Source organism: Reichenbachiella carrageenanivorans (assembly GCF_025639805.1).
GTDB classification, from domain to species: Bacteria; Bacteroidota; Bacteroidia; order Cytophagales; family Cyclobacteriaceae; genus Reichenbachiella; species Reichenbachiella carrageenanivorans.
Window position 1 is genome coordinate 2,461,223 of the sequence record NZ_CP106735.1, and the last position, 14,009, is coordinate 2,475,231.

Below are 14,009 nucleotides of genomic sequence, written 5' to 3' on the forward strand. Positions count from 1 at the left end.
TCATATATGGCAAATTTTCCTTTCGTGTCAAGGAACTATTTGATTCGATATGTTTTTGCTTGGGTGTTTATTGAATATTTTCGAATATGAAATATATGATACTATCTGTAGCAATAGGACTCAGTGCTTTGTCGTATGCTCAGCCTAGTACAGCTGATGTCAATGCATTCCAGCAAGATACCACATATATTGAAGCCTTTACTTCTCCACTTGACCTTACGACGAGGTTTTATAATTCAGTAAAGTACTCGCGGTATACCATTAGGGACAATAGGTATGCTGGTCGCTTGCAGTATAGATCCAATGAAAATCTTATACTAGGATTAGGCGTAAGCTATAGGAAAGCCTCCTTGAACTTGGGACTCAATTTCCCATTTGTGAATAGCTGGGATCAAGAAAAGAAAGGCAAGACCAAGTACTTGGATGCCCAGATTCACTACTATTTAGATCATTATGTTTTTGATGCTTGGCTGAGTACTTATAAGGGCTACTTTTTAGCCAACCCACACAGCCTAACTACACAGCCGTTGGATGACGATTCTTATCCCATTCGCCCACAAATAAGGAATACCAATTTAAGTTTTAGTTTGATGAGAATTTTGAATAGTAAGAAATTTTCGTTTCGCTCCACCTTTGCGCAAGACGAATGGCAAAAGAAGAGCGCAGGCTCCCTGTTGATAGGTGCTGAGTATAATATGGTATTTAATAGCGCAGATAGTTCCTTTCTTCCTTCTAATATGAAAAATCCAGATTTTTTTAGTGGATATGATTTTAAAAAAAATGCTGTTTTTAATGTAGGGATAAACGGAGGCTATGGACATACTTTTGTGATCGCGCGTCATTTTTTTATCACGTTGATAGGGACGGTGTCTGTGGGAGGGGCATACACGATGATGACATCTGCGTCAGATAATCAAGATGATTTGGATGGGCTTTCTTGGAATGCCAATTATTCATCCAAAGTGGGTATGGGCTACAATAGCAAGACCTTTTATATCGGTATAGCCACGGTGCAGGCATTTATGACCAATCACACGCCTGTTGATTTTGGTAAAATCACGTCAAACCCAGGAAATGTTAGAATAAATATAGTGAAGCGATTTGTACTGAATAAGCCAATTGATCTACCTATTCTCAATAAAATACTAGATTAATATTAATAGTTGCAATGAAAGTTTGAATTCATTGGAAATGTTGTCAATTTTGAACTTCAATGAGCCGATCAGTAAGAAAGCTAAAACTTAAAGCAGATTATAGCTATGATTTCCATCTGATTGGTATTATTTCTCAAGCCAAAGATTATACCGTTTCGTGGGCTATTAATAGAGCACTAAACATTGGTTTGAAGAAAGAGCCAGATCTTGAAGTAGATTTGAAAAACGCTGAAACACTCACTATTTCAAATTTCGTATTTGAGAATGATTTTCGGCGGTTTACTCTGATCACTAACAAGGTTGTGGTAGAAACTGCAATGACCCAAAAACTATTTGTTCCGTCTCTGGGAACTTTTGATTTTTTACTGAAAATAGAAGAGTTCGAAGAAACATCCGATTTGGAGATACTCTTTACCGCGTTGAGGAGGTCTGAAAAGATCGATTCGATCGTAAAGTTGGATGTGAATAAAATCAAGGAAAAAGAGAGTTTTTTATTCTAAACAAACACACATATTGATGCAATCGAAACGGGCGAAAATCATTGCCACATTGGGACCGGCAAGTGAGAAAAAAGAAGTTATGGTAAAATTGATTGAGGCTGGGGCAGATGTCTTTCGACTCAATTTTTCACATGGCACACACGAAGATCATTTGCAGAGAATTGCAATGATCAATGAGATCAACGATGAATTAGGAACTAATGTAAGTATCCTACAGGATCTTCAAGGCCCAAAAATCCGAATCGGAAAGATGGAAAATGGAGAAGCCGAAATCCAGCCTGGGCAGCAATTGATCATTGGCACGGAGGATATCATGGGTACTAACGAGAGAGTAAGTACCACCTACAAACCGCTAGCTACAGATGTAGTGCCAGGAGACCTGATCTTGGTAGACGATGGCAAAATCCAACTCAAAGTCGTGTCGTCTGACGGAAAAGAAGTAACTACTGAAGTTGTACACGGAGGCATGTTGAAATCTAGAAAAGGCATCAATTTGCCAAACACAGCTATTTCAGCACCTTCATTGACCGAAAAAGATAGAGAAGATCTAGAGTTTGGTTTGGAGCATGACGTGCAATGGGTAGCACTTTCTTTTGTGAGAAATGCAAAAGACATTACAGAGCTCAGAGACATCATTAAAAGCAAGGGTAAAACGACTAAAATCATTGCTAAAATAGAGAAGCCAGAAGCCGTAGCAGAAATAGATGGAATCATCGAAGCTACTGATGCAATCATGGTAGCCAGAGGAGATCTCGGAGTGGAGGTTTTGATGGAAGATGTACCTATGATTCAGAAAAGAATCGTATCCAAGTGTAACAAGTTGGGTAAGCCAGTAATCATTGCGACTCAGATGCTAGAGAGTATGATCGAAAACCCACGACCTACACGAGCAGAAGCCAATGACGTAGCCAATTCTATCTTGGATGGAGCAGATACAGTCATGCTTTCTGCAGAGTCTGCATCGGGTAGTTTTCCTGTAGAGTCCGTACAGGCAATGGCCAAGTGTATCATGTCTATTGAAGATAGCTGTAGCGTAGTGTTCAATAAATTCTGGGAAGACAATCAGAGCGAAACAGCTAAAAACGATATGCTTGTAAAATCCGCCTGTCAGTTGAGTAAATCGGTAGGAGCAAAAGCAATCATCGGAATGACTAAATCAGGGTATACGGCTTTCAGTTTAGCTAAAAACAGACCAGAAGCAGGTATTTTCATATTCACTAGCGATAGACAATTGCTTAAGACTATGAACTTGGTTTGGGGTGTGACAGGTTTTTATTACGAAGAGCAAAAGCCAATTGATGAGACTTTTGATGAAGTAGTAAACATACTCAAAGCGAAAGGTTTGATGGAATCAGGTGATGTGTATATCCACACTGCATCTATGCCATTGCACTGGCAAGCACATACCAATATGATGAAGCTGGATGTGGTAAAATAATTACCACATTCATAGATTGAGATACCCAAATTTTATAGTTTTAAGCCACATTTATTGATTTCCATTTTCAAATCAAACCGGCTTGTTACGACTATTAAAATTTGCCCTTCTTTATCCGTTATTTTCATTGCTTGCTATGCAAGCAATGGCACAGGATGAACAATCAGAATATCTAAAAGGCAAACAGTATTTTTCGGAAGAAAACTACGTGTTTGCCATGGATTATTTTAGACGTTTGGCTGGAGATGCCCAAAACCACGCCTTCAAAGAATACGCAGCATACTACTATGCCCTGTCTGCTTATCGCAATGGCGATACCACCAATGCCAAGTCTATGTGGCTCCAGATGGATGCCAAAAATGCGAATTGGAAACAAATCAGAGAAGTACATTATTGGCTAGCTGATCTCTATTTCGGAGAGAAAAACTACACAAAGGGCGTCTTTTATGCCAAAAAATCTGGTTTGAAAGAATCCGAGGTTTTAATGAAACAAATTTTGACCAAGGAGGATAGTCTTCCACTCTTGGAGCATGTGCATACTTTGTATCCAGACGATGAAATCATTGCACGTATCGTAGCGGATAGAGTCAATACGCAGCCCATGTCAGAGCGCGATTTTCAGTTGCTCAATGAATTGGTGAATGAATTTGATCTAAATAAAGCGATCTACGGTTTGCCAGAAATTGGTAAAAGCGAAATAAAATCTTCTTACAATATAGCCGTACTCTTGCCCTTCATGTTTGACGACTTGAGCTACACAGCAAAAGTAGAACGAAACAAGTTTGTGATGGAGCTCTATGAAGGGATGCTCATGGCTGTAGATACCCTCAATAGCAGTAGAACGTATCTGAATATTTTTCCTTACGATACCAAGCGAAATACAGAAATCACAGAGGCTATATTTGATGAGGTAGAGATGAAATCTATGGATTTGATCGTAGGGCCATTGTTTCCAGGCCCTTCACGAGTAGCCAACGATTTCAGTTTTGAAAATCAGATCAATATGATCAACCCTTTGATATCCAATTCGAGCGCTATTCAAAACAATCCGTTTTCTTTTCTATTCAAAGCAGATACGGAGACACAAGCACTTTCGGCAGCTCAATTGGCAATTGATAGTGTTAAAAATAAGTATGCTATGATCTTTTATGAAAACAATGAAAGAGACTCTCTCAATGCTTACACCTACAGCCAGCGCATACAAGAAGCGGGATTTGAGGTATTGATCAATGCTGCCGTAACGGACACAACCGTCCGACAAGCTTATGACCTACTCACCGAAAAATACGAAGTGAGCTATACCCAAAAGGAACTGGACTCCATTTATACCTTGGCAGACGGGCGGTATATAAAAGAAAGAAAATCAGTAGTGGTCAAAGACAGTGTTGAGTATTACGAAGAGTTTTTTAGAATTGCGCCCGATAGTATCGGACATGTATATGTGGCTTCGTCGAAGGCCTTATTTGCATCTAATTTCATTAGCGCCTTAGCTATTCGTGCCGATAGTACACAGTTGATCGGTCGGGGCAATTGGAAAGACTTCCCTACGCTTACACTAGAAGAAATGGAACGTCTGGGTATTTATTTTGTAGATCCAGAATTTGTGGATTTCACCTCTTACCCATTCAAGGTATTCAGAAAGGAATACATGAAAATGTACAAAACAGAACCCTCATTCAACGCCATAATAGGTTATGAAATGATGTATTACATGGGTACGATGTTGAAGAAATATGGGCATTATTTCCAGAAAGGAAATCCAGAGGTCGGGTTTATGAAAGGGCAATTGCTGCAGGGTACAGAATACAATTTCCGCAATAGCAACCAGTATGTGCCTATCACGATATTATCTAATTCAGAACAAAAAGTAGTTAATCCAAAGCAAAATGGACAAAACCAATAGTCTCAAGAGTTTTAAGCGAGCGCAAAGTCATATTCCGGGAGGGGTCAATTCACCCGTTCGGGCGTTCAAGGCAGTGGGAGGTGAGCCTATTTTTATGCAGTCGGCCAAGGGGGCCTATATGCACGACATAGATGGCAACAAATATATCGACTTGATCAATTCATGGGGACCTATGATATTGGGGCACGGCAAGGTGCAAATCGAGAGAGCTGTGATCGAAGCAGTAAAAAAATCTTTGTCTTTTGGAGCACCTACCAACGCCGAAATCGAAATGGCAGAGTTGATCGCTCATATGATGCCCAGCATCGAAAAGGTACGCATGGTCAATTCAGGTACAGAGGCTACTATGTCGGCCATTCGTCTTGGAAGAGGATTTACCAAAAGAGACAAGATTATAAAATTTGAAGGGTGCTATCATGGTCATGGCGATTCGTTTTTGATTGCAGCAGGTAGTGGAGCAGCTACGATGGGTGAGCCAGATAGTCCAGGTGTAACCAAAGGTACAGCCAAAGACACCATCACCGTACCGTACAACGACCTAGAAAAAGTGCGTGAAGTAGTGATGGAAAACCCAGATCAAATCGCCGCCATCATCCTAGAGCCTATTGCAGGCAATATGGGATGTGTCCCGCCAGTCAGTGGTTATTTGCAAGGACTGAGGACGCTATGCGATGAGTATGGAGTGGTGTTGATCTTCGATGAAGTAATGACTGGGTTTCGAATATCTAAAGCAGGAGCACAGCAATATTATGGTGTGAAACCAGACTTAACCACTTTGGGGAAAATCATAGGTGGAGGCATGCCAGTAGGTGCATATGGTGGACGAGCCGATATCATGGATATGGTGTCTCCGAGTGGTCCCGTATATCAGGCAGGTACCCTTTCGGGTAATCCAGTGGCAATGGCAGCTGGTTTGGCGATGCTCAAGTATTTGAATGAAAATACAGAAATTTATACCCGATTAGAGACGATGACCGAATACATCGTTCAAGGCATTAAACTCAATGTCCTGAAATTGGGATTGAAATACACGGTCAATTCAGTAGGCTCTATGTTTAGCCTGTTTTTTACCGATGAGAAAGTGATCGATTTCGAAGGAGCCAAGAAGTCTGATTTAAATATGTTTGGCAAGTACTTCAATGCCATGCTTAATAAGGGAATATACCTTGCACCTTCGCAGTACGAGACTTTATTCGTGTCTTCGGCTATAGATGAGATCGAAGCAGATCTGATTATTCAGGCTAGCTATGATTCGTTGAAAGAAATCCACAAACGATGAGGAACATCAATCAGTAATTGTCCCAGCTAGAGCTAAATAGTGAACTAGACGAAAATTTTGAGGAAAGAATCACATGGTTTGCCGATGTGATTCTCCCCATTCCTCTGCCAGGTACATATACCTACCGCATACCTAGGGAGTTGGAGGAGTATATCCAATTGGGGAGTCGTGTAGTGGTACAGTTTGGTAAGAAGAAAATCCTTACTGGCATTGTCAAGCTTGTGCATCAGAATGTACCTCAAGTCTATGAGGCCAAGTATGTGTTGGATAGTTTAGATCATGCCCCCGTGGTCAATAGCTATCAGTTAGATTTTTTTGCTTGGCTCTCCCAATACTACATGTGCACCATTGGTGAAGTACTCAACGCGGCTTTGCCTAGTGGCCTCAAGCTCACCAGTGAATCGCTTATTCAGTTGAATCCTGAGACTGCTATCGGAGATGCTGAGGCGTATAGCGAAAAGGAATTGGTCGTCTTAGAAGCGCTCAAAAGTAGTGATCGATTGAGTTTTGACCAGGTCTCTGATCTCTTGGGGGTCAAGATGATTCATGCTGTACTCAAATCACTTTTGCAAAAGGAAAGTATCTTGCTTTTTGAGCAAGTTAAAGATAAATTCAAACCCAAAACGGTCAAGACGGTTCAGCTTGCCGATCAGTTTATAGCTGATGAATCGGCGATGCAGATGCTGTTTGAACTGCTCGAAAAGAAACCCAAGCAGCAAGCCATTCTGCTCAAATATTTGAGCCTGATTCGCATTGATGAAATCAAGTCAGGAGAGCGGACTTTGTTGAAAACCGAGTTGCTTACAGAAGACCTTTCAGTGTCTTCTTACAAAACTTTAGTGAAGAATGGTGTTTTTGTAGAAAACGAAAAAATCATTTCAAGACTAGAGGAGATTACCAAGGTCTGGCAAGCCAGCCACCCATTATCAGCTGAGCAAGAAGAAGCTATGGGGCTAATTCATAAGTCTTTTGAGCAGAATAAACCTGTGCTATTGCATGGTGTGACAGGCAGCGGAAAGACAGAGATATATATCGACCTCATCCAACAAGCATTAGAAAATGGAGGGCAGGTTTTGTATCTATTGCCAGAGATCGCACTTACTACCCAAATCGTATCCAGATTGCATAAGGTGTTTGGTGGAGCATTAGGGGTCTATCACTCCAAGTACTCGGACAATGAGCGGGTGGAGGTATGGAACGGTGTAAACAACAGTAAGATCAATCTAGTGGCAGGTGTGCGTTCATCTGTATTCTTGCCGTTTAGCAACCTGAGCTTGATTATTATTGATGAAGAACACGAATCTTCTTACAAACAGTACGAGCCAGCACCACGTTATCACGCACGTGATGCTGCGATATGGCTCTCGCATTTGCATCAAGCTCATGTGCTGATGGGGACAGCCACACCCTCGATAGATAGTTATCAAAATGCACTTGATGGCAAATATGAGTTGGTGGAGTTGTCGCAGCGGTTTGGGACGGGTCAGTTGCCAGCCTTCGAATTGGCTAATATTCTGACCTCGCGGAAGAGTAAAAGAATGAAGGGTGACTTTACGCCAGAGTTGCTCGAAGGCATTAAGCAGACTTTAATAGATAAGGAGCAGGTCATTCTGTTTCAGAACAGGAGGGGCTACTCTCCATATCTAATTTGTCATGATTGTAACCACGTACCCAAGTGTCAGAGTTGTGATGTGAGCCTGACATATCACATGGGCAATAACGTGCTCATCTGCCATTATTGTGGACACAAGGAATCAGTACCTGCGATCTGTGATGCCTGCGGATCTACGGCTATTCGTACCGTAGGGTTTGGCACAGAGAAACTGGAAGAAGACCTGAAATTACTATTTCCAGAAGCACATATCCAACGGATGGATCAAGACACTACGCGAAGCAAATACAGCTACCAGCACATCATTGATCGCTTTGAACGAGGTGAAACAGACATACTCGTAGGGACGCAGATGTTGAGCAAAGGGCTGGACTTTGATAAGGTGTCTTTGGTTGGGATATTTGATTACGATCGTATTGTGCATTTTCCAGATTTCAGGTCACACGAGCGAGCATTTCAACTGATCACACAAGTGAGTGGACGGGCCGGCCGAAAAGATGACAAAGGCAAGGTGATACTGCAAACAGGCGAGCCAGATGAGCCGCTGTTGTATAAAATTAAAACAGGTGATTACAAATCCTTTTTTCAAACTGAAATACTAGAACGTCAAAACTTTCAGTACCCACCTTTCTATCGTTTGATCAAAATTATCCTCAAACACAAAGAAAAAAACATATTGCAACAGGCTACTCAGCAATACGCCAAGCGGCTTATTGGAGAACTGGGGCGTCAGCGTGTATTGGGGCCGCAAGAGCCTGTGATATCGAGGATTAGAAACTTATATATAGAAGAGATTTATATCAAAGTAGAAAAGAAAAAAATTAGTATATCCAAAGTGAAGGAGCTGATTTATAAGCTTGGATTAGAAGTGAAGCAGCATAAAGATTACAAAATGTTGCGTCTGTATTTTGATGTAGACCCTGTATAAAAGGCTAAGCAGTGATGGTGAATTTGAATAGATTGACCGTATCAGTCTGTCTATTCATCGAATATGAGTTGACCTCTTATTAATTCATGATTTTATCATGAATCTGTTGATTTAAAATTACTTAATTTTATAGGTAGAACCAGAATATAGGGTGAAAGTGAATATCAGCTTTTGCCTTATGATAAATAACTAATCAGACATGAAAAAAGTGAAGCAATCATCTCTCCTAATAATCCTGCTTATCTTAATTGGCACTTCTTCTTTTGCTCAGACTAAATATGACAAAAAGATGGAGAAAGCCGCCGACTTGTACGAAGTTGGAGATTACTCAGGTGCGCGAAATGAAATAGAAAAAATCAAAAAGAAGTCGACGAAACAAATTGGTGGAGTCAATGAGTTTTTACCGATAGCAAGAATCAAGGAAGCTAAGTACGACGTGGCACTTGGGATCTTAAGTGGAGTACACCAATCTGTAGCCGAAGGTTTGGAAATGAGTATAGTCGTCAATGGACCAGATTCAGAAGTACATGCGCTCTTGCTCAAAGAATCTACCGAAGTGATGGTGCTCTATGGTGACTTTTTGAAGGCGAAAGAATATTTAGATCAAGCCAGACCCATCTTGCTCGAAGCAGGTATGGATGAAAATTTGGCTGCTTCTATAGATGTATTAGATGCTCAAATCAAAGTAGGTCGTGGGTTTTACACTGAAGCAATCGAGTTGATCAACGGTAAAATGGATTTCTATCAAGGGAGAGCCATGTTGGATGACGGAGCTAAGAAAGCAGTAGAGCGGGAGCGTAAGCGAGAGTTTGCCCGAATGATGATGTTTAAAGGTGATGCTTATCGTAGAATGGGTAATTACCTCAGTGCGGATTCAGCCTTTGTATATGCTGATAATTGGATTCAGAAAAACCTAGGCAAAGCAGATATACTATATAGCGAAAACCAATACCTAAACACACTCTTGCTAGAAGAGAATGGTTTGGAAATAGGAGCAGTGGTAGATCTGTATGAAAAAGCCTATTTGCATACAGTAAGAAAATATCAGCCTTCACATTATGTGACCGTGCAAATTAGAGAGCGATTGATCAAGAGTTATATCAAAAATGATAACAAGGCTAAACTGAGCAATCATATCACCGAATTCAAAAAAATAATCAAACAAAATTACGACAAGAATAGCCTATATAGTGTGATGCTCGAAACCATCGATTATGATGTACTTTTGGGAGGTAAGGATGTGGGGCTTGAAAATGATGTGGCGGAGATTCTAGGAGCGGAGTCTGTGATCCCTAAGAACCACATCAAGCGAATCGAAATGTTGGAGTTTGCCAACAGCGTAGCAGTTATCAACGGACGTAGTGACAATTCTTTCCAATATATCAATCAGATATTGGAAATTAAGAAAGTGCTTTATGGAGAAGAATCCCCAGAGTATAATTTAACTAAAATCAAGTTGGCTAATTACTATGTAGACTATACTGAAAAATTTGCCGAAGCATTAGAAATATACAATACCAGTTGGGATAAGATTGTGAAAAAGGAGATCCACGAAGGTCATTTAGACTATGTGGATATATTGGATCATCAGGCGGTGTTTTATGAAGAAAATGATGAATATGCCAAAGCTTCAGAAATCTTGGACATAGCCCTAGAAGCCTCTAGAAGAAAGTATGACAATGAAGATGTAGAGTACGCTATAGAGTTGGACAAAATTGCAAACCTCCAATTTAAAATAGGGGAGTATGCTGAGGCAGAAAAAAACATCAATGAAGCACTACAAATTCTGGAAAAAGCAGATAGAGAATTAGCTGGAGGATACTATGCGCAGTCTCTGGTGACTCAGGCCACACTTTTTGCGATCAAAGGAGAATACGACGAAGCAGAAAGTAATATTTCTAAATCAGAAAAATTGAAAAAAGCAGGTGTTCGAACAATTGAAACCTCAGGTATCGAAATAGAAGATGAATTGGCGGAAGTTTATTTGGCTATTGGTAGATACCGAGATGCGGAAAAATTGATCGAACATGACCTGAAAAAGAAAGAAAGAAGGTTTGGGGCAAATAGTCGCCACATGAATGATCCTTTGATCTTGAAAGCAAGATTGAAAATGATCATGGGGGATTATACCATGGCTGAGCAATTAGCAAACCGAGCGTACAACATCACCTTCGGTATATTCGGAGGAGAGTCTTCTAAAATCACACCAAGTTTGGTTACATTGGCTAATATCAATACGACGATTGGTGATTATGATGTGGCTGCCTCTAGGCTAGAGCAAGTGATCGAAATTCGCGAAAAGCAGTTTGGTAGAGATCACATTGATGTGGCTCGTGCAGTGTCTGATTTGGCTTTGGTGAGGTTTTACAACGATGCTCCTACAGAGGAAGTCGAAGACCTCTTTTTAAGAGCAGAGAAAATAGTCGGGAAAAAATTGGGAGGATCTAACCCACACTATGCGGATGTATTGAAAAATCTTGCTGTCGTATATGTGGCTGAGCGCAGATTCGATGAGGCTTTTGTATATCTAGAAGATGCTGCTAACATCTGGGACAGAAGGATTGGAAGTAGAAACAATATCAACTCAGCAGCCATCAATATCCTACGTGGAGACATTTACTACAGTCAGCATCAGTATGGAGAAGCTTTGGGTTATTATGATAAGGCAAAAGATTTGTACGAAGACTTCTTTAGCAAATCTCATCCAGAGTATGTAAAAGCACTGTCTAAGATGAGCAAGACTTATTTTATGCAAGGAGACATCAAGCGGTCTCAAGAATCTATCGAAGAGGTATTGGCCAATTATTCTGTGTTTATCAAGGAATACTTTCCGTCATTGTCTGAAAGAGAGAAGGCCAAATTCTGGAATACGATCAAGCAAGACTATGAGTTTTACAACACGATTGTCATCAACTATAATAAGAAAAATACAGAGCTAGTTGGCTCATTGTACAACAATGCTTTGCTGACCAAAGCACTCTTGTTGAGTTCATCGATAAAAATTAGACAACGCATATTGTCTTCTGGAGATGAGACTTTGATCTCTACCTATCGTGAATGGGAAGCGAAGAAAGAAACATTGACACAAGTACTGTCTATGAGTACAGAACAAATGGCACAATCTGGACTAGATGGTAACCTGTTGCAAACAGAAGTAGAGGATTTGGAAAAGCAATTGAGCCAGCAATCAGAAGATTTTAGCTCTGGATTTGACTCTAAGGTTGTGACTTGGGAAGATGTACAGCGCTCGCTCAATCCTAATGAAGTGGCTTTGGAAATGGTACGATTCAGGGTGTTTGATCATTCGTTTTCTAATGACTCGATCATGTATGCAGTCATGTACGTGAAAAATGAAAAAAATAGTACGCCAGGAATGATCCTGTTGAAAAATGGGAAAGACATGGAGTCTAAATACTTGAAACTCTATAGAAACAGTATCAAATTTAGGTTAGATGATCAAAAGTCTTATGACAATTTCTGGCGACCTATTCAGGATGTGATAGGCAATCCAGGGCGTATCTATGTATCTGCCGATGGAGTGTATAATCAGCTGAATTTGGAGGCGATCAAGTTGGCTGATGGCACGTATGTACTGGATAGGTCTAACATTATTTTGATTAGTAATACTAAAGACTTGTATTACGATAAAATCACAACCAATGTAGTGCAGGAGGCGAATACAGCTGAGATGTTTGGTAACCCTACTTACTATGTGTCTACCAAACCAGGTAAATGGGCAGGAAGAGCTGCCAATTCTAGAGGAGGTAGTCCTGACGTGATTGGTCAGTTGCCAGGTACAGAAAAGGAAGTAACTGAGCTGAAAGATTTGCTGAGAAAAGACGGCTGGGTGACTACAGATCATAAGGAGCGCGAAGCCACAGAGGCCGCAATTAAAGCAATGAATAATCCTAAAATTTTCCATATCGCGACACATGGATTCTTTCAGCCTGACGCAGATTTGAGTGGAGAAGATATTGCGATGAATGACAACTTGGCTGCCCAAAATCCTTTGCTTAAAACAGGGTTGCTGATGAGTGGAGCTGGCGATATCTTGAATGAAACAACGTCTAACTTTAATGTTGATGACGGAATCTTGACCGCCTACGAAGCCATGAACCTAAACCTTGACAAGACAGACCTTGTGGTACTGTCTGCTTGTGAGACGGGGCTTGGTGAGATACAGGCAGGTGAGGGCGTTTACGGTTTGCAACGGGCTTTTTTGGTAGCTGGTGCACGTACCATTATCATGAGTTTATTTAAAGTATCGGATGAGGCCACACAAAAACTAATGGTGAAGTTCTATAGCAAGTGGTTGGAGACGGGAGACAAACGAGCGTCATTTATCCAAGCCAAACAAGAAATTCGTGATGAATACAAAGACCCAATTTTCTGGGGGCCTTTTATTATGATTGGATTGGACTAAGCAAAAAGAATATGGAATAAAAACATGCTTGCCTTCGATAGAGGGTGAGCATGTTTTTTTAAGAGGGTTGTGTATTAAGCGAAAAAATAGAATAAGATGAATGCTAAGGTTGATATCTTCTTTGAGAAACTTGAAAAGTGGCAAGAAGAGATGGGGCAATTAAGGGCTATCGTATGGGACTGTGGACTGACAGAAGAATTGAAATGGGGAGTGCCTTGTTACACAACTAAGGCTAATAATAAGGAAAAAAATGTGGTTTTGATTCATGGCTTTAAGGGGTACTGCGCACTTAATTTTTTCAACGGAGCATTACTGAAAGACACCGAAGGAATTCTTGTGCAGCCGACAGAACATGTGCAGGCTGCCCGTCAAATAAGATTTACACACTGGAGTGAAATCGTAGAGATGAAAGCGGTACTGAAAGCTTACATTTTTGAAGCCATCGAAGTAGAAAAAGCTGGCTTGAAAGTAAATCTTAAAACGACAGATGAATTCAGCGTGCCTGAAGAATTTCAAAAAAAGCTAAAGGAAATGCCATCCTTGAAAGCAGCCTTTGAAGCGCTAACGCCAGGTAGGCAAAAAGGCTATTTGCTTCATTTTGATCAGGCCAAGCAGTCCAAGACACGGGAGTCGAGGATAGCACAGTGCATGCCTAAAATAATGGCAGGCAAGGGGTTGAAGGACTGTACTTGTGGGCTTTCTAAGAGGCAACCATATTGCGACGGGTCTCATAAGTATATTTGATGATTTGTTGAGGTAACTAAGAGTTAGG

General features: G+C 40.8%; 8 protein-coding genes. All 8 read left to right on the forward strand.

Features of this window, described 5'->3' with window-relative positions; translation table 11 throughout:
* Window positions 1–86: 86 nt before the first annotated feature.
* On the forward strand, window positions 87–1,154 hold the full coding sequence (locus N7E81_RS09765; protein WP_263049402.1) for a DUF4421 domain-containing protein: 1,068 nt from the start codon (window positions 87–89) through the stop codon (window positions 1,152–1,154).
* Window positions 1,155–1,213: 59 nt separating this feature from the next.
* Window positions 1,214–1,654: an IPExxxVDY family protein gene (locus tag N7E81_RS09770; protein WP_263049403.1), complete on the forward strand. Its 441-nt coding sequence runs from the start codon at window positions 1,214–1,216 to the stop codon at window positions 1,652–1,654.
* Window positions 1,655–1,670: 16 nt separating this feature from the next.
* Window positions 1,671–3,092 carry a pyruvate kinase gene (gene pyk / locus N7E81_RS09775; protein WP_263049404.1) on the forward strand — a complete coding sequence of 474 codons (1,422 nt, stop codon included), beginning with the start codon at window positions 1,671–1,673 and terminating at the stop codon, window positions 3,090–3,092.
* Between the two features lie 82 nt (window positions 3,093–3,174).
* The gene (locus N7E81_RS09780; RefSeq protein ID WP_263049405.1) at window positions 3,175–4,995 is read left to right on the forward strand and encodes an ABC transporter substrate-binding protein; all 1,821 of its coding nucleotides are present in this window, start codon (window positions 3,175–3,177) and stop codon (window positions 4,993–4,995) included.
* Window positions 4,979–6,274, forward strand: coding sequence for a glutamate-1-semialdehyde 2,1-aminomutase (gene hemL, locus N7E81_RS09785; protein WP_263049406.1), 1,296 nt, complete (start codon window positions 4,979–4,981; stop codon window positions 6,272–6,274). The genes N7E81_RS09780 and hemL overlap by 17 nt, the downstream gene beginning before the upstream one ends.
* Before the next feature lie 17 nt (window positions 6,275–6,291).
* Window positions 6,292–8,814, forward strand: coding sequence for a replication restart helicase PriA (gene priA / locus N7E81_RS09790; protein WP_263049407.1), 2,523 nt, complete (start codon window positions 6,292–6,294; stop codon window positions 8,812–8,814).
* Window positions 8,815–9,013: 199 nt separating this feature from the next.
* Window positions 9,014–13,237 carry a CHAT domain-containing protein gene (locus tag N7E81_RS09795; RefSeq protein ID WP_263049408.1) on the forward strand — a complete coding sequence of 1,408 codons (4,224 nt, stop codon included), beginning with the start codon at window positions 9,014–9,016 and terminating at the stop codon, window positions 13,235–13,237.
* Window positions 13,238–13,333: 96 nt separating this feature from the next.
* Window positions 13,334–13,981, forward strand: coding sequence for a YdeI/OmpD-associated family protein (locus N7E81_RS09800; protein WP_263049409.1), 648 nt, complete (start codon window positions 13,334–13,336; stop codon window positions 13,979–13,981).
* The last annotated feature ends 28 nt before the right edge of the window (window positions 13,982–14,009 follow it).

Bases quoted from the DNA above. Each gene is read 5' to 3' on its own strand.
- N7E81_RS09765 (WP_263049402.1), top strand. From the start codon at position 87: ATGAAATATATGATACTATCTGTAGCAATAGGACTCAGTGCTTTGTCG.
- N7E81_RS09800 (WP_263049409.1), top strand. From the start codon at position 13,334: ATGAATGCTAAGGTTGATATCTTCTTTGAGAAACTTGAAAAGTGGCAA.
- N7E81_RS09795 (WP_263049408.1), top strand. From the start codon at position 9,014: ATGAAAAAAGTGAAGCAATCATCTCTCCTAATAATCCTGCTTATCTTA.
- pyk (WP_263049404.1), top strand. From the start codon at position 1,671: ATGCAATCGAAACGGGCGAAAATCATTGCCACATTGGGACCGGCAAGT.
- N7E81_RS09770 (WP_263049403.1), top strand. From the start codon at position 1,214: ATGAGCCGATCAGTAAGAAAGCTAAAACTTAAAGCAGATTATAGCTAT.
- hemL (WP_263049406.1), top strand. From the start codon at position 4,979: ATGGACAAAACCAATAGTCTCAAGAGTTTTAAGCGAGCGCAAAGTCAT.